The following is a 22570-nucleotide window of genomic DNA, read 5'->3' on the forward strand; positions in this document are numbered from 1 at the left end:
GCTTTCTCCGAATCATCACTGATTCACGGTCGTATCGGCGGGGGGAGGCACTACATCGGGTGCGGGGGCGGTAGGCACAAAGGTTGAATCGCCGACAACTTCGTCAACGCCAGTTGAATCTGATTCACTTGCCGCTTCTTCATCATACGAATAGCCGCAATTCTGGTATTCTTTCGTGATTTCGACCGAAGGTTTGGGAAACGGACCTTGCAGATTTTTGAATTTAGAGTCGGCATAAACCTTTTCTAAGAAACGCCCTACTAATGGCAACGCCGTTTTGGCCCCTTCGCCGAGGTCGGTCGAGCGGAAGTGAATACTTCGGTCGTCGCCACCCACCCACGCGCCTACTACCAATTTGTCGGATACACCCACAAACCACCCGTCGGAGTTGTTGGAAGTGGTGCCGGTTTTGCCGCCCATCTCGTTACCATTCTTAAACAGGTTGAACGACCACAGATTTTGCGAAGTGCCGCCCGGTTCCTGCAAACCGCCCTGCAACATAAAGCGCATCAGAAATGCCGTTTCGGGGCTGATAGCGCGTTTTTTCTTCGTGGCAAAGGTTTCGATTACATTCCCGTCACGGTCTTCTATTCGCTGCACGATCATTGGCTCAATGGCTTCTCCATCGTTCATGAACGTGCAATAAGCTCCTACCAACTCATACAGCGAGACATCGGACGAGCCTAAGCCGATAGACGGTACGGCTTCCAATCGGCTCTTGATGCCCATGCGGTGGGCATATTCGGCCACGCGCTCCGGCCCTACATCGTCGGTAAGCTGGGCCGTTATGGAGTTAACCGAACGTGCCATAGCCCGGCGCAGCGTCAGGCGCGAATACGAATAGTAACCCGTTGAGTTTCGGGGTTCCCAAATTTTGTCTTCACCGTTTTCGCGGTATTCCTTTCGGAAAGGCCGGTCCTGAATGCGGTCGCAGGGGCCTAAATTAATCAGCGTATCGTCTATAGCGGCTGTATATACAAACGGTTTGAAGGTTGAACCCGGCTGGCGTTTACCCTGCTTTACGTGATCGTATTTGAAGTAGTCATAGTTTAAACCACCCACCCATGCCCGAATGTAGCCCGTGTGCGGGTCCATCGCCACCATACCCGATTGCAAAAACCGTTTGTAGTAAGCAATCGAGTCGTAGGGGGTCATCTCGGTCGAATCGTAGCCACGTTTTTTATCCCAGCTAAACACCCGCATCTTGTACTTCTTGTTTTTCATGTAGTACATGATGGAGTCGGGGTAGAGCGGCAAGAATCGTTTGCTCAGGGTTTTGTAGCGTTCGGTGCGCCGGGCCACCGAGTCGATAAAGCCGGGCAGTTCGTTGCCGTCTTCGTCGGTCCAGGGTTTGCGGCCCCGCCAGTGGTTGTCGAAGGTGCGCTGCAACTGCTTCATTTTCTCGCTCGTTGCATCTTCTGCATACGTTTGCATCCGCGAGTCGATAGTTGTAATAATCCGCAGCCCGTCGGTATAAAGGTCATAGCCGTTTTCTTCGCCCCATTTTTTGACGTAATCCTGCACCGCGTTTTTCAGATAACTGGCCGGGCCTGAATACGGATTTTCGGGTGTGAACTCCGTCACTAACGGCAGCGCACTAATTGAATCAGACTGGCTTTTGGTCAGGAATTTGTATTTCGCCATCTGAGCCAGCACCACATTCCGGCGTTCTTTCGACCGTTTCGGGTTTTTGAGCGGGTTGTAGGCTGTAGTGGCTTTCTGCAAACCCACCAGCACGGCCCCTTCCTGCACATTCAGGCTGTCGGGCACTTTATTGAAAAAGGTACGTGCGGCTGTTTTCAGCCCAAACGAGTTGCTGCCAAAATCAACCGTGTTGAAATAATACGTAATGATCTCATCCTTGCTGAAATTGCTTTCTAATTTCAGGGCCATCAGCCATTCTTTCGACTTATACACAATGGCCCGAACGCCCGGAATGCGCGTCAGTACGCCCCGATCCTGCTTTCGGCGGGTTTTGAACAGGTTTTTTGCTAACTGCTGGGTAATGGTCGAACCGCCCCCGTCGCGCCCCAAGCTGGCTAAGGCTCGTAGAATGGCACGCGGGTCGATACCGCTGTGGTCGTAGAAGCGCACGTCTTCGGTTGCAATCAGCGCGTCGATGAGCGGTTTCGGGATATTTTCAAGCTTGATGGGCGTTCGGTTTTCGGCGTAAAACTTACCGATCATCACCCCATCCTGCGAGTAAATTTCCGATGCCTGATTCAGTTTTGGGTTCTTCAGCTCAGCCACGCTCGGCATCGATCCGGTCAGCCACAGGAAATTATAGTTGAGCATGAACACGTAGAAACCCAACGCCAGCGCACCGTAGCCAGCTACTTTGACAGTATTTTTCAGGTACGGGTAATACCAGGCATCGGGGTCGATGTACCGATGCACAAACGCCCTGAACTCGTAACGGTACGAATTATATGTGTCACGCCCGGAGGTTGTCCACGAGTTTACTCGTTCTTCTCCCACAACCCGTGCCGTTTGTCGATAAAGCTGTCGACCAACTCCGCGCCGAACATCACCCAACTGGTTCCGGCGTTGTCGGACCCGTTGCCGAAAAACTCCGAAGGCGTGTCGGATGGCGCGAAATCGCTCCCTATTTTCACTCATGCGTCGTAAATCGAAGGAATCGGATGGCTAAAAATGGTAGTACCCCGACCGCCAATCCGCAGCCGGGGTGCCAAATATAACGCATTTTTTGCCCTATTTCTTCTCAAACGTCATGGCAACGCCGTTCATGCAATAGCGTAGGCCGGTTGGTTTGGGGCCATCCTCAAAAACATGCCCTAAATGACCTCCGCACACATTACATAGAACTTCTGTCCGCACCATGCCGTAACTTTTGTCAACCGCTTCTTTTACAGCGTTTTTGGCGATGGGTTTGTAAAAACTCGGCCAGCCCGTGCCCGAATTGAATTTGTGGTCCGACGAGAAGAGTGGGTTATGACAGCCCGCACAATAGAAAACGCCGTTGTCGTGAATGTCGTTGAGCGGACTGGTAAACGCCCGTTCGGTGCCATGTTCGCGCAGTACGGCATACTGGTCGGGTGTCAAAATTTTCTTCCATTCGGCATTGGTTTTTACCACCCGCCGACCGCCCGGTGGCGTATCGTCATGCAGAAGGGGTCGGCTGGGCGTCAGAAACGCCGACAGCGCCAATAGTACCGCTACGGCTAAAATGCTTGCTTTCATATGTTTTGTGATTGACAGGTTTTACGTCAATATACGTTGCAGCATACAGCTCAGATTTTGGTTCACGCAAGTTGTAACGGGCATGAAACAGCGATGAGAGACGCTGTCAGCAACGACATAATAAAAACACAGAAAACACGTACCGCGTTCAGGCATCGACCGGCGTAATCGCGAGCAGCGTAGAGAGGGTAGGCGTAGGGTTGCCCCCCCGCTTTTCGACCGTAATGGCAAACGAATCGGCCTGGCTAATGGGTCGGTTCATGCGTTGAATGGCGGTCGTTACGTTGTTGCCATCGAACACCCCCGCATCGATAGGCTTACCATCGACCAGCGACCAGAGCTGGTATTGCTGATCGGGGGGCAGGGCGGGCAATGACCGTACTTCAATCGCTATTTGCCGATTACGGGCATTCCAGTATACCAGCACGTTGCCTTTGGGGGCCTTCTCGTTGCCAAGCAGTTCCAACGTGCGGGTGCCGGGTTGCCGCAGCATTGCCAGCGTTTGTTCGTTCTGCGTCTGATGGTCGCGCAACTGCCGGACTTCCGACTGAAGCGAACCATTGGCCGCCCGCAGCGATGCCAGCGTTTCCTGATTGGTGCGTAGTTGCGACAGGAGAAAAAACGAAAATAACAACAGCAGCAGAGCCGCCGATGCGGCCACAACCCACGTTACGGCGTAGGTACGCCCGCCCTCCGACCGATTGACCGGCATAGGGCGAACAATTGTCTTTTCCTCTTCCGGCTGGCTGAAATCCAACTCCTTCAGCAGCTTGTCTTTGACCGATGTAGGTGGTTCTACGCTATACAGCAGCGCGTAGTTTTCAAGGGCATCGGAAAGCTGGTCAAGTTCTTGTTTAATTTCAGGATAAATAGACGACAGGCATTCGACCTCACGCCGTTCCTGATCGCTCACCGCGCCCATAACGTATGATTCCAGAATGCCCGACGCTATATACTCCGTTACGTTCATGATTTAAATAGTTGCTTTAACTCCTGCAAAGCGGCTCGAATGCGGGTCTTCACCGTACCCAGTGGTAGATTCAGTTCTTCGGCAGCTTCCTCGTGGGTATAGCCTGCAAAATAAACCAAATCGATCAACTGTTTTCGCTCGGGCCGCAACTGGCTAACAATCTCTTGAATGCCAATGTGTTCAGGATTGGGTTGCTCAGTATTATGCTGGCGGTCAACTATATGTACGTTCTCTTCGTCGGTACGGATTGCGCCGAACGGCTGGCTTTTGCGTGCCCGTAAGGAATCAATAGCCGTATTTCTGGCTACATTGAGCATCCAGGTAAACAGACGCCCTTTGGCAGCATCGTAGCTGTCGAGATTCTTCCAGATTTTAACGAAGATGTCCTGCAATAAATCCTGAGCCTGGTCCTCATCCCGAACAATACGCAGTACCACCCCATACAGGGCGGGCGAGTATTGGTCATAAAGCCACTGGAAAGCCTGTTGATCGCGCCTGTTCAGCTTTTCGATCAAAACGCTTTCCGAGACTAAAGAAGACTGGCGTTTCACAAAGGAAGGGGTTAGACAGGGCCAAATATAGCAGAAAATCTACAGCGGCCACATCAAAGCCGGGGAGGACGTGTGTTACTATTCGGGTTACTGGTATTTGGGTTGCTCCCTACGCCAGTAGGGGCGGTGGTTACGTTTTTGCTGTTTTCGTTTGTTGTGTTGCTATTATTGATGGTCGTGCCGTTGCTAACAGCACCCTGCCGGTAGCGGGCATCCTGTTCGCTGGTATTTTCTGTCGGGCGGTTGTTCTGATTCATGCGGTTGCGCCGGTTGCGTTTGCGGTCCTGCTTCCGATCTTGCCCGGCAGACCCGGTCAGGGTACTGGAGTCGGGTACAACGGCACCCTGCGGATATGTAGTTGGCGTGGCCGTACCAGGAGGGGTAGTCTGGGCGAACGTGGCAGTGCCTGCCAGCGCAAAACCCAGCAGGAGCAGGGGCAGTGTGTTGTTGAGTTTCATAACGTTGTAGGCTCGTTGAGCGTTTAGTACCTGATTTTCTAACCGCATTCGCATTAAAAAGTTTACCTGACGCCGGTGCTTGTTTACGAATCGACGGGTAGTTTTGCTGTATCAACAATAATTATAAACCAAATTTATGCAGTCTATTCTTCCGCTGCCCGCCCAACCCGTCAAGCCCGGCACCAGCACCGGGCAGCAGTTCTGGCACTCCGCAACGGCGGACCGAACCGAGAAAACAATTGACTCGTACTCACCCGCCGACGGTCAGCTAATTGCCCGCGTTCATCTGTCTACCCGCGCCGATTACGACCGGGTTGTTGAAATAGCACAGGCGGCTTTTGCCGGGTGGCGATTGGTTCCGGCACCGCGCCGGGGCGAAATTGTCCGGCAAATGGGCGATCAGTTTCGACGCTATAAACGCGAACTTGGTACGCTCGTTAGCTACGAAATGGGGAAATCGCTTCAGGAAGGACTTGGCGAGGTGCAGGAAATTATCGACATCTGCGACTTTGCCGTGGGTTTGTCGCGGCAGCTTTACGGCCTGTCGATGCACTCCGAACGCCCGGCACACCGAATGCTCGAGCAGTGGCATCCGCTGGGCGTTGTCGGCATTATTTCGGCGTTCAATTTCCCGGTAGCGGTGTGGTCATGGAATGCGATGCTGGCATGGGTATGTGGCGACGTCTGCATCTGGAAACCGTCGGAGAAAACACCGCTCACGGCTTTGGCCTGCCAGCAGATTATTGGCGACGTGCTGCGTAACAACGATGTGCCGGAGGGCGTCTCGTGTCTGGTAACGGGCGGACGCGACGTGGGCGAGTGGCTGGCCCGCGACCCGCGCATTGCGCTTCTATCGGCAACGGGCAGCACCCGCATGGGCAAGGCCGTAGCCGAAGCCGTGGCCGGGCGGCTGGGCCGGAGCCTGCTCGAACTGGGCGGCAACAACGCCATCATCGTATCGGAACACGCCGACCTCGATCTGGCGATTCCGGCCATTGTATTTGGCGCGGTCGGTACGGCGGGGCAACGCTGCACCACCACTCGCCGACTCATTGTGCAGGACAGCATTTACAACGATGTGAAAAAACGGCTTAAACATGCTTACGCTCAACTTCGCATCGGCAACCCGTTAGACGAATCGTTTCATGTTGGCCCGCTAATTGATACACAGGCCGTTGCGGGTTATCAGGCAGCCGTAAAGGCGGTTTATGATCAGGGCGGGCGGTTTGTGGTGGAGCCGGGTGTGTTGAGCGGGCTGGGTTTCGAGTCGGGCTGTTACGTGAAGCCATGCATTGCCGAAGCCGAAAATCACTGGCCCATTGTGCAGCACGAAACCTTTGCACCGATTCTGTATTTGCTCCGCTACACCACCCTCGACGACGCCATTGCCCAGCAGAACGGTGTACCGCAGGGCCTATCGTCGTCTATTTTCACGCTAAACATGCGCGAAGCCGAGCGATTCCTGTCGGCGGCAGGGTCTGATTGCGGCATTGCAAACGTAAACATTGGCACGTCTGGGGCCGAAATTGGCGGAGCGTTCGGGGGCGAAAAAGAAACCGGCGGTGGTCGTGAATCCGGCTCCGATGCCTGGAAAGCTTACATGCGCCGGCAAACCAACACCATCAACTACGGCACTACCCTACCGTTGGCGCAAGGCATTACGTTTGAGTTGTAAACTAATGAGATGGCACACAGATGGTACGGATGACACAGCTTTTCGCGGATGGATTTCGGGCGGGGTTTATGTGATTCGTACCATTTGTAGGCTAAAAATCCACCGTTTAGTCAATTCGCGTAGCGTGGCTTGCGGACGCTGGGTGGAAGGTAGTTATTTGTTTGCGTAACAGGCCGACGCAATCATTAACTGTTGAAAACTGCGGAACTAAAATCAGTTAATAGTCAGGTTATCGTACATTCATAGTTTCGCAAATTCGCGTACAATAATTCGTTGGGCGTCGGTGCAGGCCGTGCTTCCATTTCCGGGTTTCGCGTGACAGGTTGCCCGCCTGTGGAGCCGTCGGGTGGTGCGTTGCCAGCTTTCGTGCGACAAGCCTCACTCGCGTGAGTGGCAGGCTTGTCGCGTTGGCCATCTCCGTTCGACAACACTAACGCCTTTGTTATTCAGTTCATCACCATGACAACAAAAGAATACATCTACCGTCTTAATGACTTTAAACGCTCAGTTACCAACTACCTCCATTACAATATTGAAAGCCCCCAACGCATCCAACAGGACTTGCGGGCGGCTATTGAGTTTTTGGAATCGGTACAAACAACTGGTCAGCTTAAAAAGGAAGTAGAACTGGCCGTTCAACGCCTAAAAGCAGTTTTGGAAAATGCCAAAGCGTTCAGCAAGCAAGTCAAACCAGATCCAAACGACAAAGATTTAGGAGCGGTTCATCATGATGATTCGTTCTGGTATCAGCAAGTGATTGGTTCCGCCGAATCAGCCATTAATGAGCTTATTAGACACGTCCGTGATTAAAAACGTCGTTGGCTTGCAACAACGTTTTTATCTCAGTGGGGTCTGCAAAGCATTGCCGCCGAATAACCCAATTGGAAAAGAAACCCGCTGAATGTTTGAGATCAAAAATGTTCTCTTTGGTATCAACATAGATCGAGAGGCAATCGCTGCCTTTAATTTGTTTGATGCCAATCACTAAACGGGTATGTTCTTGAATGTCAAACCCTAATTCGCTGAGAATAGCCAAAAGTATCTGGTTCATGTTGCTTGTGTTTTGTGTAGGGCAAATCTGCCCACACAAGCAGTTGTGAAAAAGGACACCAATAGCGCATTCGCGCAACGAAGAACATCTGTTTTAAACATAAACTAAACAAGAGTACCAAAGACCAAATATGTTCAATCAAAGTGATAGACTCCACGACTACGTATTTCCAATCGCAATTGCTTCAAAAGATCGGTCAACTGATTCATATAGCTATAGAGAGCTGATTGGGACAGGTTTTCTCATCGGCAACAATGGTTATGCTCTTACAGCAGCCCATGTTATTGATCAGTTACAGGATGGTATAAAATCTGAATTCGATGTAATGATTGGTCTGTTCCAGAGTGACTCAAATTGGTATGTCTTTGAACTCATCGGATTTGAAAAACACCCTACAGAAGATGTTGGAATTGTCAAATTACAGGGAGAAGGCTGGAAGTCTTTTTTGACAGTTACTGACATGCCACAAAATTCGAGTTGTGAGTACCATTGTTGGGGATTCCCACGCTCAATTGCTGAAGAAATGAAAATGCTAGACGAAGATGCTTTAGAAAGACCTGAATTAGTTTTTACACAAGGCTATGTCAGAAGAAGAATTTCTAGAGAACTCTATCCCACCATAATTTTTAGGGGGACACAATTTTATGAAGTAAGCGAAACGATTGGTGGTGGAGCTTCTGGCGGTCCTTTGGTCTTGAAGTCATCAGTGGGGCAAGATAAATGGAAAGTGTTTGGAATATATGTCGGGGAGAAAGAAGGAGGTAATGTTGGATACGCTGTTAGGGCAGAATCTTTTACACACTGGACACCCAACATTTTACAACATTCAATCATCAATGAGGCTAATAATGTTTAACACGGGGAGTTGCGTCCGCTCCGCGCTGCCATCTCTCCGTTGACAGTAGGCTCGCCCCCGGCACAGAGTTTTCACCCAACAAAACGGGGGTGTAAAGGGGCTACGCCCCATCAGCCCCCGTTGGCGTTGGGCGTCGGTGCAGGCCGTGCTTCCATTTCAGGGTCGCGGCTGACAGGTTGCTTGCCGCTGGGATCGTCGGGTTGCTTGTGGTCGGTCTTTCGGTCGACAAAGCGCACAGCTTGCCCCGCAAGGCGGGGCCGGAGTGGGTCAGATTTTGGGCTTCAAGGTCCGTCTTTCGGCTGACGGTGCGAACGCCTGAATAAATCAAGTTGCTGTTAGTCAAAGAGTTTCTGCGTTGGTCAGCTCCGGTCGACAAAGCGAACGCTCCCGCAAGGGAACTCTGGTTTGGCTCGGCAAAATCGGCTTCGTGCGTTGTGAGCTTCGCGCTCGGCGCGGATGGTTGGTGTTTCGTGGGTTTGCTCCGGTGGTGGGGCTGTGTCTCGGTTGACAGCAGGCACGTCCCGAAAAGAGGTTTCGACTCCCAACGTGGGCGGGGGTGTAAAGGCTCGCTTCGCTCACCATCAACCCCCGCAGGCGTTGGGTGCAAGTCCATAAAGTGCTTCCATTTCCGGGTCGCGGGCGACAAGTTGCAGGCCGAAGAGGACAGGGCTTTTGCTTGCTCGGCGGATTGCGGCTGATGGGCCAAACGCCCCGACAGACAGGCTTAGATTGTCAGCCAGCGTCCTGACGACAGGGTAAACGCTCCGGCAAGGTGAATTGAGCGAAGCAGATTCCAACCTATTGCCCGTATGTGGGTCTTGTCTGAAAACAAGTTGACGATGAGGCAATTTTGGTATGTCTTGATAATGCTATCCGTCGTGGTGGCTTGCAAAGACAAATCAATTGAGAATCAAACTGTAAACTGTGGATATTCGACAGTTGACGTTAGTCGGGCGGGGATGGTCCGTGATTTAGCCGTTACGGTTGTTCGAGTAGGGGTGTGTCTAAGCTTACATTTCCGGGTTTCGTGCAACAAAGGTTATAGTGCAATTAAGTGGGATAAATAAACACTGATAATGCAGCACGTAGTAATGCGCTCGTTTTTTGCTTCACTTGTTGTAAGCATTTGCCTATCTGCTTGTGTCACCTCTAAAACTAAGCCACTTGCTCAGGTGAGCGGAGATTTACAGGCCGATACGTCTTCATTCAGGGTTTTTCTCTTGGAGAGGGAAATTCCTCAAGACATTGAGCAATTAGGAGTTGTCTCTCTGTCAGTCAATGGCAGACCTTCTTTAAACATAGATGTGGAAGTGAAGCAAAAGCTTCGCAGGGAGTGCCAGCAGTTAGGTGCTAATGGGGCCTATCGAATTAATGACGGCACTTATTACCCGTTGGTTGTAAGCTACTTAGTTTTTAGGTACAAGAAGTAGCCGTTGCACAAAGCTAAGGCAGGCCGCCATCCTCCGTGATTCGCGGGCGAACGAACCCGGAAAAACGCATGAGCTACAATAGCTACCTTGCTTATGTGTTGATTGACTGCTAACCCAGCTAACTTTCCATACGGTTTTGGCTACTTTTACCGCATGGGTAAACAAGCCAGTCAGTACGACAAGATTTTTAAAGAGAACATTGAAGCCGTGATACCGAGTTTGATGCAAAACATCCTTGGTATCACGGCTGTTTCGTCAGAGGAGTTGCCTGACGACATTCAGCACACCAAAGAACGGAAGCCTGATGCCCTAAAGAAAATAACTGACAGCCACGGCGATACGTATGTTCTACAAATTGAGTTTCAGGTAGCTGACGAGCCAAAGATGGTTTATCGCATGGCTGAGTACTACGTTATGCTGGAGCGCAAATACGAAATTCCAGTCGAGCAATACGTGATTTATTTGGGAGCGACTAAGCCCCAGATGCCAACACGCCTTAACCGAAAGCGGATGAAATTTGACTTTCCGCTGATTTCGTTTGCCGACTTGGATTATAACTTCTTCTTGAAATCAGCGCGACCCGAAGAAGTGGTTTTAGGGGTTCTTGCTGACTTCAGAGGGGATAGTTCCGAAAAAGCGTTAGAGCAAATTATTCAGCGAATTGAGGAAACGGCCAGTGGGGATTTTCTGTTGAAGAAGTATTTCAAGCAGTTGCGGGTATTGGCGCAATTGCGTAATTTAGGTAATAATCTGAAAGAAATAGCTATGGACAGTATCACCAAGTTTGTAAGTGTTGAGAAAGACGCGGCTTACATGGTCGGTTTTGACAAAGGAGAAGAAAAAGGAGAGGCAAAGGTAGTCGCCAGTCTTTTAAGAAAGTTAAATTACAGTCTTGAACAAATTGCCGACATCGCCGGAGTGTCGGTCGAGTTTGTGAAGAATGTTAAGCAGAAACTTTCAGCCGACAAATAACTCTCTCTTTACTGTTACTCTGGGTGGGCAAGTTTCTGGTGAAAGGATGCAGGCCGAAGAGGGCAGGCTTTTGGTTGCTCGGCGGGTTTCGGCTGATGGGCCAAACGCCCCGACAGGCAGGTTTGGATAGATAGGGTCGAGTTGCTTGTGGCATGAGAAATGCTGTTGGTGACGAGCTAAATTAATGCCTGGGTTGTTGTAATATTGCGTTATACACTCCAGGACGATGAAAATACTAACTGTCAACGATAAGGACTACGCCAAAGCGATAAAGTTGTTGAGTGAAAACGGCATTCAAATTGAGCCAGAACCCGAAATAAACATTCCACTCCTACGCAAGAGCAACGCTAAATCCGGCGAGACTCCAGCCGCTTTTGGTGGTATCTGGACGAATGACGAACGCACAATGGCCTCAATCCGGGTAAAAGCATGGCCAAAAAGAAAATAGTCCTGTGCGATTCTAATGTATTGTTTGACTATTTCCGAGGAGTGCCGGTGATGGTTCAGGAATTGGATGAGCTTGGTTTTGATCGTCTGTATTTAAGTGTGATTTCGGAAGCGGAAATGTATGTGGGCATGAAACGCAGCGAAAAGCGTAAGACGGTCGAAACCATCAACAAGTTCAACGTGATTGGTTTGGATGCCGAAATCTCGCGCCGATTACTCAATCTGACTTGGGAGCATTATGCGAAACGGCCAGGCATAGCCGATATGATTATTGCGGCAACCGCCCTAACGTATCCGGTTGAACTATTCACCTTCAACAAAAAAGATTTCGATTTTGTGGAGGGCATCACTTTTTATCGGCCTAAGTACAAGCATCAATACGGCCCTCAATCTGCGTAAATCAGATCCCCGGCGACAGGCCGCAAAGGGCAGGGCTTTTGCTTGCTCGGCGGATTGCGGCTGATGGGCCAAACGCCCCGACAGGCAGGTTTAGATTGTAAGCCAGCGTTCTGACGACAGGATAAACGCTCTGGCAAGGTGAGTTGAGCGAAGCAGATTCCAACCTATTGCCCGTATGTGGGTCTTGTCTGAAAACAAGTTGACGATGAGGCAATTTTGGTATGTTTTGATAATGCTATCCGTCGTGGTGGCTTGCGAAGACAAATCAATTGAGAATCAACCAGCAAACTGTGGATATTCGACAGTTGACGTTAGTCGGGCGGGGATGGTTCGTGATTTAGCCGTTACGGTTGTTCGAGTAGGGAGTAATTTTCAGTTGATTCGTGCGGGTGGCGGCAACGGTGCGCCATTAGGTGCCTGCAACTTAGCTACTGACTTTCGTCAAGACAGCGTAAAACTTTTGGTAAGCGGATACTTCTTAACTTGGCCGGAGTTAAAGTACATCAATATAAGTCCTTTGCCTTTTGAGGTGGTTGATGCCCGAAGAAGGTAAAATTTTTCGCCTTTGCGGGTGTTGGTTCCTGGCAAAAGCTTGGGCGTCTTCCGTCGGGCGGGCGACAAATGGTACGCCCCACAAGGCAAGTTCTTTATCAAATTCCAGCTTCCGGCTTGTAATCCTCACGCCAGGCTTTTTGCGCTGTCATTTTATTACGAAATACCTGATTTACCCTTGATGCAGGAACTTCCCAGCTTTTATACGGGGAGGCTCAAGTTTAGCACCCTACCAAAAATAGCTAATTACGTGCCATTGACAAATTTTTTGTACTACCTGTTGCAACGCTCATAGTGATACATGCGTATATTTAAGTAGTTGCAAATCAGTTAGTTGTAGTATTTCCTCTATATACAACTAACGGGTTGCGATTGTTAACCAATTACTCTCTACAGAAACTACAACTACTCATGTCTGCCTGGAACGCCGACAATGCCCGCCATTTATTGGCGCGTTGTTTGTTTGGCTACACCCGCGCTGATTTGGCTAAAGCTTTGTCGTATAACTCAGCCGATGCCTTCGTCAGTGCCGAACTGTTAGCCAGTTTGCCCCAGCCTGCGCCCCCCAATCCCTGGGTGACGGAGACGCCCGTCGCCAATGATTCCAATACGGGCATTCGCTACGCCGAGCTAACCACCTGGTGGTTGAATCGGATGCTGACCGAAGGCACGTCGATGCGCGAAAAAATGGTGCTGTTCTGGCATAATCATTTCGTATCAGATCGGGCTAAAGTCAACTACCCGCAGCACATGTTCAAGCAGAACGCCCTCTTCCGCCAGCACGCGTTTGGCGATTTTCGGCAGTTCGTGAAAGACGTGACCATCGACCCGGCTATGCTCATTTACCTCGACGGGCGGCAGAATAACAAAAACGCACCCAATGAGAACTATGCCCGCGAATTGCTCGAACTCTTTACCCTCGGCATAGGCAATTACACCGAAACCGACATCAAACAAGCTGCAATGGCTCTGACCGGCTGGCGCGTGAATGGGCTGGACGTTGCGTTCAACAAAGCCAACTTCGCCGACGTCAGCAAGACGTTTCTGGGCAAAACCGGCAATTTTAGTTATACCGATATTGTCGATATCATTTTCACGAAAGACGCTGCTGCTGAGTTTGTTTGCCGAAAACTTTACAAAGAATTTATCTTCTACAAACCCAACGAAGCGTTTGTGAAACAGATGGCCGACGTGTTCCGCAAGGCCAATTACAACATCGGGGCCGCGTTGCGATTTATGCTCACCGCCGACGAGTTTTACAAACCCGAATACCGGGGCGCGAAAATTAAAAACCCCGTCGAGCTAACGGTTGGTTCGCTCAAATACCTCGACATCAGAAGGCCCGATCTTGCCTACATCGCCGATGTGTCGCGCACGTTGCAGCAGTATATTTTTTACCCGCCGAACGTAGCGGGCTGGCCCGGTCAGCGCGACTGGATCAGCTCGAACACGTACCCGGCGCGGGGCGGCTTTTCGGATTCGCTGGTAAATGGTCGCCGTGCGAATGGGCAGAATCTGTCGTTCAAAGTTGTGCCGCTCGACTATGCCCGGAGCTACAAAAGTTCGGAAGATGCGCAACAATTCGTGAGCGACGTAATGCAGCAGATGCTGACGATATCGCCCGCTGCCAGTCAGCAAAAACTTCTGCTCGATACGCTCCTCGACGGAACCATTGCCGCCAACTGGTCCACCAATACGCCAATGGCCGACGTTCGGATTCAGAAATTTCTGAAAGCTCTCATGCGCCTGCCTGAATACCAACTCACCTAAATGTTGAGTGGTTGAATGATTGAATGACAGAATGATTGAATGGAGCAGATAGGTATCATTCAATCATTCAACCACTCAATCATTCAACCACTCAATCATTCAACCGCTTAATCTCTCAAACTATGAACCGCAACGAATTTCTACGACAATTGGGCGTTCTGACCGGGGGAGTAGCCTTCGGGTTGCCGGGTGTGGCGGGCCGTGCTTACGCACACAATCCGTTTGCCATCGACATGGACGTCACCAACGGTAATATTCTGGTATTGGTGCAACTGTCGGGCGGCAACGACGGGCTGAATACGGTAGTACCATTTGAGAACGATGTGTATTATCAGAAACGCGCCACAATTGCCATTCAAAAAGATAAAGTGCTGAAACTAAATAGCCAATTGGGCCTGAACCCGGCTCTGGGCGCGTTTCGCGAACTTTACGACAAAGGGCAATTGAGCATTGTGCAAAACGTAGGCTATGCCTCTCCTAACCGGTCGCACTTTCGCTCGACCGACATCTGGCTGTCGGCTACCGACGCCAATGTCTATGAGTACGACGGTTGGGTAGGGCGGTATCTCGAACAGCGATTCCCGGCCTATCCGGTCAAAATGCCCGATCAGCCGATGGCTGTACAGTTGGGTTCGGTAGAGTCAATGTTATTGCAAAGTTCAGTGGGGTCGATGGCAACGGTTTTCGATAATCCCGATGCGTTTTACCAGTTGGTACGGGGCAGCAGTGCCAGCACCGACATTGTACCGAATACCGTAGCGGGCGACGAACTGAAATTTCTACAACAGATTGCGGCTCAGTCGGTTCAGTACGCTGACATCATCAAGAAAAAAGCCGACGCGGGTAAAAATACCCTTACGTATCCCACTACAAACTTAGGTCGCCAACTGGCTATTGTGGCCGATCTGATTTCGGGCGGTATGACAACGCCCGTGTATCTGACTACAATCGGCGGCTTCGATACGCATGCCAATCAGGTCACGGCGGGCAATACCACGGCGGGGAGCCATGCCAATCTACTTAAAACCGTAGCCGATGCAGTAGCGGCTTTTCAGAAAGATTTGCAGCAGCAGAACCTTGCCAACCGCGTCACGGTGATGACGTTTTCAGAGTTTGGCCGGCGCGTTGGGCAAAACGGCACCACCGGCACCGACCACGGCACGGCGGCTCCGCTGTTTGTGGTCGGCAATACGGTGCGGGGTGGTATTGTTGGCACGGCTCCCGACCTGAAAGACCTCGACAGCAACGGCGACTTGAAATTCAAGAACGACTTCCGGCAGGTCTACGCCAGCGTATTGAGCGACCATCTGGGGGTAGAAAACGCCGTCGTGAAACAGATTCTGGGCCGCGATTTTGAGACGCTACCCATTTTCCGGCAGGCTCCGCTACTTGAAGTCAAAGAAGGACTCTTTGCGCTGGGGCAGAATACACCCAACCCGTTTGCCGACAGCACCGAAATTCAGTTTTCGCTCAAAACTACCCAAACGGCTCGTTTAGCTCTGTACGATATGCAGGGCCGCGAGTTGGCCGTACTGCGCGAAGGGCGGTTTGAAGCAGGCAACTACGCCGTACCGCTGAGTGGTGCGGGTTTCGTGCCGGGCCACTACCTCTACAGCCTGCAAACCGATGAAGGCCGCGCTGTTCGGCGTCTGATGAAGATTTAAGGTTAAGGGCATCTGTTCAATCCGTGTTGCCCTTTCGTATCTTTGCCGGATTCAGGTATAAACCGGCTCAATGAAACAATTTCAGGAATTACCCCCGCGTCGGCAGGAGCAGTTAATGGCGTTCGACCGGTTGCTTACCATCATGGACGAACTGCGCGAGCAGTGCCCCTGGGATCGCAAACAGACGCTCGAAAGCCTGCGTCATCTTACCATTGAAGAAACCTACGAACTCTCCGACGCCATTCTCGAAAACGACCTGCCCGAAATCCGTAAAGAACTGGGCGACATTCAGTTGCACTTGATATTCTACGCAAAAATTGCCGCCGAAAAGGAAGCCTTTGACATCGCCGACGTGTTGCACGGTATTTCTGATAAACTGATCAGCCGCCATCCGCACATCTATGGCGATGGCAGCGGCCAACCGGTGAAAGCTGAAACCGAAGAACAGGTAAAGGCCAACTGGGAACAGTTGAAGCTGAAAGAGGGCAACCGCTCGGTGTTGGGGGGCGTGCCGGGGTCGTTGCCCGCGCTGGTAAAGGCCATGCGGATTCAGGAAAAAGCACGCGGTGCGGGTTTCGACTGGGAAGAGCGGCAGCAGGTCTGGGAGAAGGTAGAAGAGGAAATGCAGGAGTTTAAAGCTGAATTCAACGGCGATACTGGACAGGCTATTGATACCCAACGCGCTGAAAGTGAGTTCGGTGATCTGCTGTTCTCGCTCGTGAACTACGCTCGCTTTATCGACATCAATCCTGAAACAGCCCTCGAACGAACCAACAAAAAATTCATCAAACGGTTTCAATATCTGGAAGAACGCGCCCGCGCCAATGGTAAAAGTCTGAACGACATGACACTGGCTGAAATGGACGTGTACTGGAACGAAGCTAAAACCATCTGAACCAGGATTAGCCGAGATTTTCAAGATTAAACAGGATTTTACGCTGCGCTTACTTAATTTGTTGAATTTATTTCGATTAGCAATCCAGCTAACCTGAAGAATCCAGTAAGCGTAGCGTAAAATCCTGTTTAATCCTATAAATCTCGGCTAATCCTGGTTCAGACTATCTTCTTCACATGCGTATTGCTTTTATCACCGACCCACATCTAAGCAATGAAAAACCGGACGGCGTTAACGTGCGGCAGAATTTTCTGAACGCACTATCATTTCTGGATGTGCTAAAACCCACGGCTTTGGTTATTGGGGGCGACATCTGCTACGATAAAGCTGATCCGGCGGTTTATCGCTGGGTGAAAGAGCTGCTGGAACAACTGCCGTTTCCGAGTTACTACATCGCCGGAAATCACGACGATTCGACAATGCTGGCCGACGTGTTCAATCTGACGCATCACCTGCAAAACGGCGAATTATATTACGCGCTGCCGCTGGAAGGGCAACCCGTTCTATTTCTCGACTCGGCCAAAGGGGAGTTTTCTGCCGAACAGTGGGCGTGGCTGCGTGAGTACCTGACAGCCCTGCGCGATAACAACGTAACGGTGTTTATGCACCATCCGCCCCTGCCCGCCGACGTATGCTTTATGGATGAACACTATCCATTTCGGCAAAGCGAGCAATTTTTTGAACTCGTACATGAATTGCCCTGCCACGTGACGGTTATCTGCGGGCATTATCACGTTGAAAAAACTGTGCAACGGGGTAATTTGCTGACATTAGTGTCGCCTTCAACTTTTTACCAGATGAAGCACGACACTACCGAATTCGCTATCGATCATTACCGCGTCGGTGTTCGCGAAATCAACTTCACCACGCACGGAATGAGCAGTACGGTGCATTATGTCTGAGCCATCAGAACCAGGATTAGCCGGGATTATCAAGATTAAACAGGATTCTACGCTTCGCTTAGTTGATTTTACAAAATCTGGTGAGCGCAGCGTAACATCCTGTTTAATCTTGATAATCCCGGCTAATCCTGGTTCTGACTACCTCGCCGAATAGTTTGGGGCTTCTTTCTGAATCTGGATGTCGTGTGGGTGGCTTTCGCGAACGCCCGCCGACGTGATTTTCACGAACTTGGCCTCGTGCAATGTTGGAATGTCTTTGGCTCCGCAATAGCCCATACCCGCTTTCAGACCACCCACCATCTGGTAAATGATTTCAGAAACTTTGCCTTTAAACGGAACGCGGCCCACGATGCCTTCGGGTACAAGCTTCTTGATGTCGTCTTCGGCGTCCTGAAAATAACGGTCTTTCGAGCCGTCTTCCATGGCTTCTACCGAACCCATTCCCCGGTACGTCTTAAACCGCCGACCTTCGTAGAGTACCACTTCGCCGGGGGCTTCTTCCGTGCCGGCCAACAGCGAGCCAATCATCACCGTACTGGCTCCGCCCGCCAAAGCCTTCGTAATATCGCCGGAGAACCGAATGCCCCCGTCTGCAATGACCGGAACGCCCGTACCCTGCAACGCTTTGGCCGATTCGTAGACCGCCGTAAGCTGCGGCATACCAATACCGGCAATGATGCGGGTGGTGCAGATACTGCCTGGTCCAACGCCCACTTTTACAGCGTCGGCACCGGCGTCGGCCAATGCTTTAGCTCCCTCGCCCGTGGCTACGTTTCCGGCAATGACCTGAAGGTTCGGAAATTGCACTTTGATGTTACGAACGGCATCAAGTACGCCCTTCGAGTGACCGTGTGCCGTATCAACACTAATGACATCGACACCAGCTTTCACAAGTGCTTCAATACGCCGGGTCAGGTCGGGCGTAACACCCACGGCGGCTCCTACGCGCAACCGGCCTAGCTCGTCTTTGCTGGCATTGGGGTGGCTTTTGCGTTTCAGAATGTCTTTGTAGGTAATCAGCCCAACGAGTTTGTAGTCGTCGTTGACGATGGGAAGTTTCTCAATTTTGTATTCCTGCAAGATGCTCTCCGCATCTTCGAGCGATAAGCCTGCTTTGGCCGTAATCAGGTTGTCGCGGGTCATGATGTCAGTCACGGGCTGCGTCAGGTCGCGCTGGAAACGCAGGTCGCGGTTGGTCAGAATCCCGACTAATTCACCACCGTCGTCAACCACGGGAATCCCGCCGATTTTGAACTCGCGCATAATCTTGTGCGCGTCGGCAAGCGTCGCGTTTTCAGACAGTGTGATGGGGTCGATGATCATACCACTTTCTGAACGTTTCACTTTCCGAACCTGCTCGGCCTGTTGCTCAACGCTCATGTTTTTGTGGATGATGCCAATACCACCTTCCTGCGCCATCGCAATAGCGAGTGCTGATTCCGTAACGGTATCCATAGCCGCCGAAATGAGCGGAATGTTTAGCTGAATCGTGCGGGTAAGCTGGGTGACGGTGGTCGTATCGCGTGGTAGAACTTCCGAATAAGCGGGGAGTAGCAGTACGTCGTCGTAAGTGAGTGCCTCGTAGAGGAACTTGCTGGAGTCTAAGCTCATGGCAAATAGCAGGTGCTGTTATTTGCCGGACAAAGATAGTTCTGAACCGGGATTTTTACAAGATTTACCGGATTAAACAGGATTGGCTGGCGGGCGCAGCCCGAATCCTGTTTAATCCTAATAATCCTGGCTAATCCCGGTTCAGAATTATTCCAGTTTTATACTAATCTCCTTGCCGCCTTCGCCCAGTGTAAACTGGCAGTCGCCGAATTTGGGGGCCGAGAATTTGGGCCGAAAGTTGTTGCTGAAACCGTAAGGCTCTTTCGGTATGCCAAACATTTTTTTATCCATTTTACCGTTACCGTTTTCATCGTGGTAAACGGCAACGGCGTAGGTGCCCGGCTCTACCGAAAACGTAGTACGAACGCTCTTACCGCTGGCGTCTATCTTTTTACCCTCAAACGGTTTGCTGTCGGGGAAGCCCTCGCTGGGTTTGTGGAGAGCTACGTAAACAGCACCCTTTTGAATCCGAATATTCTGAACGTCAACGGTTAACGTAACTTTAGCAGGGTTTGCAGACGGGTGGGAGAAAGAGGGGAGCAGAGCGAGCAATGAAAGCAATGTCAGCATGGGCGCAGTGTTTTTCTAAAAACGGATTTATCTTGCAGTTATGATAGCCCAGCCGACACCACCCCTGAAACGATGGATTGCCAAATCTTTTCCCGGCTCACCCGATGAGCGACGAGCCATTGAGTCGTTGACAACCTCTTTGGGCGTGAGTCCGTTTCTCGCAACTTTGTTGGTGCAGCGGGGTGTCCGGACGTTTGAGGAGGCACGGGCGTTCTTTCGGCCTGAAATTAGTCATTTGCACGATCCATTCCTCATGAAAAACATGGATCGGGCGGTGGCACGGCTGCAAATGGCCCTGGCTGGGCAGGAAAAAATTCTGATCTACGGCGATTACGACGTTGATGGTACTACTTCGGTGGCATTGGTCTACGGTTTTCTGCGCAATCACCACCCACATATTGACTATTACATTCCCGACCGGTATAAAGAAGGCTACGGCATTTCGCGGCAGGGCGTACAGTGGGCCGCCGAACAGGGTTTTTCGCTCATCATTGCCCTCGACTGTGGTATCAAGTCCGTTGAGCGGGTGGCCGAAGCCAGTCGATTGGGTGTCGATTTTATCATCTGCGACCATCACCGCCCCGGCCAAAAACTACCCGATGCAGCCGCCATACTCGATCCCAAATGCGACGATTGCCCGTATCCGTACAAAGAACTGAGCGGCTGTGGCGTTGGCTTCAAACTGCTTCAGGCGTTTTGTTTGACGAACAACATTCCGCTCGATGGACTCTATGGTTATCTGGATTTGGTGGCCGTCAGCATCGCGTCGGATATTGTGCCGATTACGGGCGAGAACCGGATCATGACTCACTATGGGTTAAAAGTTCTTAACAGCACACCCCGAACCGGCCTGAAAGCGTTGATTAACGTAGCGGGGTTCAAAAACAAAAACGACCTCGACATCACCAACGTGGTGTTTGGCATCGGGCCTCGAATTAATGCCGCCGGGCGTATTCAGCACGCTAAAGCTGCCGTACAACTGCTGTTGGCCGACCACGACGACGAAGCCGATAACTTCGCAATGGCGATCAACAAACACAACAACGACCGGCGCACGTTCGACACCAGCATGACCGAACAGGCTCTGGACATGATTCGACAAAATGAAACGCTGCTCAACGCCAAATCAACGGTGTTGTTCGATGCATCGTGGCATAAGGGCGTAGTGGGTATCGTGGCGTCGCGCTGCATCGAACATTTTCACCGGCCTACGATCATTCTGACACAATCGAACGACAAAGCGGCTGGGTCGGCGCGGTCGGTGCCGGGGTTCGACGTTTACGAAGCTATCGAAGCCTGCGCCGATCTGCTCGAACAGTTTGGCGGGCACACGTTTGCGGCTGGCATGACCTTACCCGTTGATAACGTCGAAGCATTCCGGCAAAAGTTTGAGGAGGTGGTATCGCAAACGATAAAAGACGAACATCTGACGCCATTAATTGACATTGATTTGCCGTTAGATTTTAGCGAGATCGACGCCCGGATGTGCCGGGTTCTGAAGCAGATGGGGCCATTTGGGCCGCACAACATGCAACCGGTATTCATGACCGAAAACGTGTATCTGGTCGGTGAGCCGATTATTATGAAAGAGAAACACCTGAAAATTCAGGTTCGGCAAACGCGCACGGGACACGCTCATTGGGCCGTTGGTTTCGGCATGGCGCACCTGGCCGAACATATTCAGCCCGGAATGCCTTTCTCGATCTGCTACCACCCCGACCTCAACACCTACAACGGCGATACCCGAATTCAGTTGATGCTGAAAGATATTAGAGTCGCGTAAACGAGTGGTCGCCTTTGGGATACCATACCGGACAGAAACTAAACGAATGATTCTTAGAACCGAAAATCTGATAAAAAAATACGGCTCGCGGCTGGTCAACAACAACGTCTCGTATCAGGTGGCGCAGGGCGAAATTGTAGGGTTGCTCGGGCCAAACGGCGCGGGCAAAACTACCTCGTTCTACATGGCCGTAGGGTTGGTGAAACCCAATAGCGGTAAGGTTTACATCGATGATATCGACGTAACTGACCTGCCAATGTACAAACGCGCCCGGCTGGGGCTGGGTTATTTAGCGCAGGAAGCCTCGGTTTTCCGCGATCTGTCGGTCGAAGAAAACGTGCTGGCCGTACTGGAAATGACCAATCTGCCCCGAAAAGAGCAACGTGCAAAAGTAGAAGAACTGCTCGAAGAGTTCAGCCTGACGCACGTTCGCAAGAGCAAAGGCAAGGTACTATCCGGGGGCGAACGCCGACGCACCGAAATTGCCCGTGCGCTGGCCGTGGACCCGAAATTTATTCTGCTGGATGAGCCGTTCGCGGGCGTCGATCCCATCGCCGTTGAAGATATTCAGAGCATTGTGGCGAAGCTGAAGCATAGAAATATCGGCATTCTGATTACCGACCACAACGTAAACGAAACGCTGTCGATCACCGACCGGGCCTACCTTTTGTTTGAAGGGAAAATCCTCAAACAGGGCAGTGCCGAAGACTTAGCCAACGACGAGCAGGTTCGGCGGCTGTATCTGGGGCAACATTTTGAACTGAAACGGAAAATCTGATGATGGAACACGGATAATACGGATTCAACGGGTTT

General features: G+C 51.2%; 23 protein-coding genes. 13 read left to right on the plus strand and 10 right to left on the minus strand.

The annotated features are described in order from the left end of the window. Positions 1-15: 15 nt before the first annotated feature. The 6 genes from AWR27_RS03055 to AWR27_RS03075 all read right to left on the minus strand — a co-directional run bounded on the left by AWR27_RS03055 (position 16) and on the right by AWR27_RS03075 (position 5228). Positions 16-2478, minus strand: coding sequence for a penicillin-binding protein 1A (locus tag AWR27_RS03055; protein WP_232325958.1), 2463 nt, complete (start codon positions 2476-2478; stop codon positions 16-18). After that, positions 2460-2615 (minus strand): hypothetical protein, encoded by a 156-nt coding sequence (locus AWR27_RS25665; RefSeq protein WP_232325959.1) that lies wholly within the window; start codon positions 2613-2615, stop codon positions 2460-2462. The genes AWR27_RS03055 and AWR27_RS25665 overlap by 19 nt, the downstream gene beginning before the upstream one ends. Before the next feature lie 97 nt (positions 2616-2712). Continuing rightward, complete coding sequence (gene msrB, locus AWR27_RS03060; protein WP_077129842.1) at positions 2713-3201, minus strand: peptide-methionine (R)-S-oxide reductase MsrB; 489 nt, start codon at positions 3199-3201, stop codon at positions 2713-2715. Positions 3202-3349: 148 nt separating this feature from the next. Then, positions 3350-4171 (minus strand): anti-sigma factor, encoded by an 822-nt coding sequence (locus tag AWR27_RS03065; protein ID WP_077129843.1) that lies wholly within the window; start codon positions 4169-4171, stop codon positions 3350-3352. Further along, entirely contained in the window at positions 4168-4722 is a 555-nt protein-coding gene (locus AWR27_RS03070; RefSeq protein WP_077129844.1) for an RNA polymerase sigma factor, read from the minus strand. Before AWR27_RS03070 ends, AWR27_RS03065 begins: the two co-directional genes overlap by 4 nt. Before the next feature lie 53 nt (positions 4723-4775). After that, positions 4776-5228 (minus strand): hypothetical protein, encoded by a 453-nt coding sequence (locus AWR27_RS03075; protein WP_077129845.1) that lies wholly within the window; start codon positions 5226-5228, stop codon positions 4776-4778. A gap of 88 nt (positions 5229-5316) precedes the next feature. On the opposite strand from AWR27_RS03075, the gene amaB reads away from it, so the two are divergent. Beyond that, positions 5317-6855: an L-piperidine-6-carboxylate dehydrogenase gene (gene amaB, locus AWR27_RS03080; RefSeq protein ID WP_077129846.1), complete on the plus strand. Its 1539-nt coding sequence runs from the start codon at positions 5317-5319 to the stop codon at positions 6853-6855. A 459-nt stretch (positions 6856-7314) separates the two neighbouring features. After that, the gene (locus AWR27_RS03085; RefSeq protein ID WP_077129847.1) at positions 7315-7665 is read left to right on the plus strand and encodes a hypothetical protein; all 351 of its coding nucleotides are present in this window, start codon (positions 7315-7317) and stop codon (positions 7663-7665) included. Here AWR27_RS03085 and AWR27_RS03090 read toward each other — a convergent pair. Next, on the minus strand, positions 7646-7906 hold the full coding sequence (locus AWR27_RS03090) for a hypothetical protein (RefSeq protein WP_077129848.1): 261 nt from the start codon (positions 7904-7906) through the stop codon (positions 7646-7648). The genes AWR27_RS03085 and AWR27_RS03090 overlap by 20 nt on opposite strands. A gap of 130 nt (positions 7907-8036) precedes the next feature. Here AWR27_RS03090 and AWR27_RS03095 point away from each other — a divergent pair, with 130 nt between their 5' ends. Beyond that, positions 8037-8762 carry a S1 family peptidase gene (locus tag AWR27_RS03095; RefSeq protein WP_077129849.1) on the plus strand — a complete coding sequence of 242 codons (726 nt, stop codon included), beginning with the start codon at positions 8037-8039 and terminating at the stop codon, positions 8760-8762. A gap of 110 nt (positions 8763-8872) precedes the next feature. Here AWR27_RS03095 and AWR27_RS25955 read toward each other — a convergent pair whose 3' ends face one another. Continuing rightward, complete coding sequence (locus AWR27_RS25955; protein WP_257788522.1) at positions 8873-8998, minus strand: hypothetical protein; 126 nt, start codon at positions 8996-8998, stop codon at positions 8873-8875. Between the two features lie 1347 nt (positions 8999-10345). On the opposite strand from AWR27_RS25955, the gene AWR27_RS03105 reads away from it, so the two are divergent. From AWR27_RS03105 to AWR27_RS03145, 8 genes are all read left to right on the plus strand, one after another. Next, on the plus strand, positions 10346-11164 hold the full coding sequence (locus AWR27_RS03105; RefSeq protein ID WP_077129851.1) for an RpnC/YadD family protein: 819 nt from the start codon (positions 10346-10348) through the stop codon (positions 11162-11164). A gap of 226 nt (positions 11165-11390) precedes the next feature. Beyond that, complete coding sequence (locus AWR27_RS03110) at positions 11391-11612, plus strand: hypothetical protein (protein WP_077129852.1); 222 nt, start codon at positions 11391-11393, stop codon at positions 11610-11612. Continuing rightward, positions 11594-12010 (plus strand): type II toxin-antitoxin system VapC family toxin, encoded by a 417-nt coding sequence (locus AWR27_RS03115; RefSeq protein WP_077129853.1) that lies wholly within the window; start codon positions 11594-11596, stop codon positions 12008-12010. Before AWR27_RS03110 ends, AWR27_RS03115 begins: the two co-directional genes overlap by 19 nt. Positions 12011-12185: 175 nt before the next feature. Continuing rightward, a complete protein-coding gene (locus tag AWR27_RS25670; protein WP_077129854.1) occupies positions 12186-12563 on the plus strand; it encodes a hypothetical protein in 378 nt (125 codons plus the stop codon). Positions 12564-12973: 410 nt separating this feature from the next. Continuing rightward, on the plus strand, positions 12974-14332 hold the full coding sequence (locus tag AWR27_RS03130) for a DUF1800 domain-containing protein (protein WP_077129856.1): 1359 nt from the start codon (positions 12974-12976) through the stop codon (positions 14330-14332). 122 nt (positions 14333-14454) lie between these two features. Further along, the gene (locus AWR27_RS03135) at positions 14455-15996 is read left to right on the plus strand and encodes a DUF1501 domain-containing protein (RefSeq protein ID WP_077129857.1); all 1542 of its coding nucleotides are present in this window, start codon (positions 14455-14457) and stop codon (positions 15994-15996) included. Between the two features lie 70 nt (positions 15997-16066). Next, positions 16067-16891, plus strand: coding sequence for a nucleoside triphosphate pyrophosphohydrolase (mazG, locus tag AWR27_RS03140; RefSeq protein WP_077129858.1), 825 nt, complete (start codon positions 16067-16069; stop codon positions 16889-16891). Between the two features lie 176 nt (positions 16892-17067). After that, entirely contained in the window at positions 17068-17793 is a 726-nt protein-coding gene (locus AWR27_RS03145; RefSeq protein WP_077129859.1) for a metallophosphoesterase family protein, read from the plus strand. 138 nt (positions 17794-17931) lie between these two features. Here AWR27_RS03145 and guaB read toward each other — a convergent pair whose 3' ends face one another. Next, a complete protein-coding gene (gene guaB / locus AWR27_RS03150) occupies positions 17932-19404 on the minus strand; it encodes an IMP dehydrogenase (protein ID WP_077129860.1) in 1473 nt (490 codons plus the stop codon). Positions 19405-19551: 147 nt separating this feature from the next. Then, positions 19552-19974, minus strand: coding sequence for a DUF2141 domain-containing protein (locus AWR27_RS03155; protein ID WP_083732733.1), 423 nt, complete (start codon positions 19972-19974; stop codon positions 19552-19554). A gap of 40 nt (positions 19975-20014) precedes the next feature. Here AWR27_RS03155 and recJ point away from each other — a divergent pair, with 40 nt between their 5' ends. Then, a complete protein-coding gene (recJ, locus tag AWR27_RS03160; RefSeq protein WP_077129861.1) occupies positions 20015-21757 on the plus strand; it encodes a single-stranded-DNA-specific exonuclease RecJ in 1743 nt (580 codons plus the stop codon). Between the two features lie 46 nt (positions 21758-21803). Continuing rightward, the gene (gene lptB / locus AWR27_RS03165; protein WP_077129862.1) at positions 21804-22535 is read left to right on the plus strand and encodes an LPS export ABC transporter ATP-binding protein; all 732 of its coding nucleotides are present in this window, start codon (positions 21804-21806) and stop codon (positions 22533-22535) included. Positions 22536-22570: the final 35 nt, after the last annotated feature.

Source organism: Spirosoma montaniterrae, assembly GCF_001988955.1.
In the GTDB taxonomy this organism is placed as follows: Bacteria; Bacteroidota; Bacteroidia; order Cytophagales; family Spirosomataceae; genus Spirosoma; species Spirosoma montaniterrae.

What these genes read in the sequence shown, in the direction of transcription:
- AWR27_RS03110 (WP_077129852.1), top strand. Translation starts at nt 11,391, where the DNA reads ATGAAAATACTAACTGTCAACGATAAGGACTACGCCAAAGCGATAAAG.
- amaB (WP_077129846.1), top strand. Translation starts at nt 5,317, where the DNA reads ATGCAGTCTATTCTTCCGCTGCCCGCCCAACCCGTCAAGCCCGGCACC.
- AWR27_RS03090 (WP_077129848.1), bottom strand. Translation starts at nt 7,906, where the DNA reads ATGAACCAGATACTTTTGGCTATTCTCAGCGAATTAGGGTTTGACATT.
- mazG (WP_077129858.1), top strand. Translation starts at nt 16,067, where the DNA reads ATGAAACAATTTCAGGAATTACCCCCGCGTCGGCAGGAGCAGTTAATG.
- msrB (WP_077129842.1), bottom strand. Translation starts at nt 3,201, where the DNA reads ATGAAAGCAAGCATTTTAGCCGTAGCGGTACTATTGGCGCTGTCGGCG.
- AWR27_RS03155 (WP_083732733.1), bottom strand. Translation starts at nt 19,974, where the DNA reads ATGCTGACATTGCTTTCATTGCTCGCTCTGCTCCCCTCTTTCTCCCAC.
- AWR27_RS03105 (WP_077129851.1), top strand. Translation starts at nt 10,346, where the DNA reads ATGGGTAAACAAGCCAGTCAGTACGACAAGATTTTTAAAGAGAACATT.
- AWR27_RS03115 (WP_077129853.1), top strand. Translation starts at nt 11,594, where the DNA reads ATGGCCAAAAAGAAAATAGTCCTGTGCGATTCTAATGTATTGTTTGAC.
- lptB (WP_077129862.1), top strand. Translation starts at nt 21,804, where the DNA reads ATGATTCTTAGAACCGAAAATCTGATAAAAAAATACGGCTCGCGGCTG.
- AWR27_RS03075 (WP_077129845.1), bottom strand. Translation starts at nt 5,228, where the DNA reads ATGCGGTTAGAAAATCAGGTACTAAACGCTCAACGAGCCTACAACGTT.
- AWR27_RS03130 (WP_077129856.1), top strand. Translation starts at nt 12,974, where the DNA reads ATGTCTGCCTGGAACGCCGACAATGCCCGCCATTTATTGGCGCGTTGT.
- recJ (WP_077129861.1), top strand. Translation starts at nt 20,015, where the DNA reads ATGATAGCCCAGCCGACACCACCCCTGAAACGATGGATTGCCAAATCT.
- AWR27_RS03145 (WP_077129859.1), top strand. Translation starts at nt 17,068, where the DNA reads ATGCGTATTGCTTTTATCACCGACCCACATCTAAGCAATGAAAAACCG.
- AWR27_RS03095 (WP_077129849.1), top strand. Translation starts at nt 8,037, where the DNA reads ATGTTCAATCAAAGTGATAGACTCCACGACTACGTATTTCCAATCGCA.
- AWR27_RS03135 (WP_077129857.1), top strand. Translation starts at nt 14,455, where the DNA reads ATGAACCGCAACGAATTTCTACGACAATTGGGCGTTCTGACCGGGGGA.
- guaB (WP_077129860.1), bottom strand. Translation starts at nt 19,404, where the DNA reads ATGAGCTTAGACTCCAGCAAGTTCCTCTACGAGGCACTCACTTACGAC.
- AWR27_RS03085 (WP_077129847.1), top strand. Translation starts at nt 7,315, where the DNA reads ATGACAACAAAAGAATACATCTACCGTCTTAATGACTTTAAACGCTCA.
- AWR27_RS25670 (WP_077129854.1), top strand. Translation starts at nt 12,186, where the DNA reads ATGTGGGTCTTGTCTGAAAACAAGTTGACGATGAGGCAATTTTGGTAT.
- AWR27_RS03065 (WP_077129843.1), bottom strand. Translation starts at nt 4,171, where the DNA reads ATGAACGTAACGGAGTATATAGCGTCGGGCATTCTGGAATCATACGTT.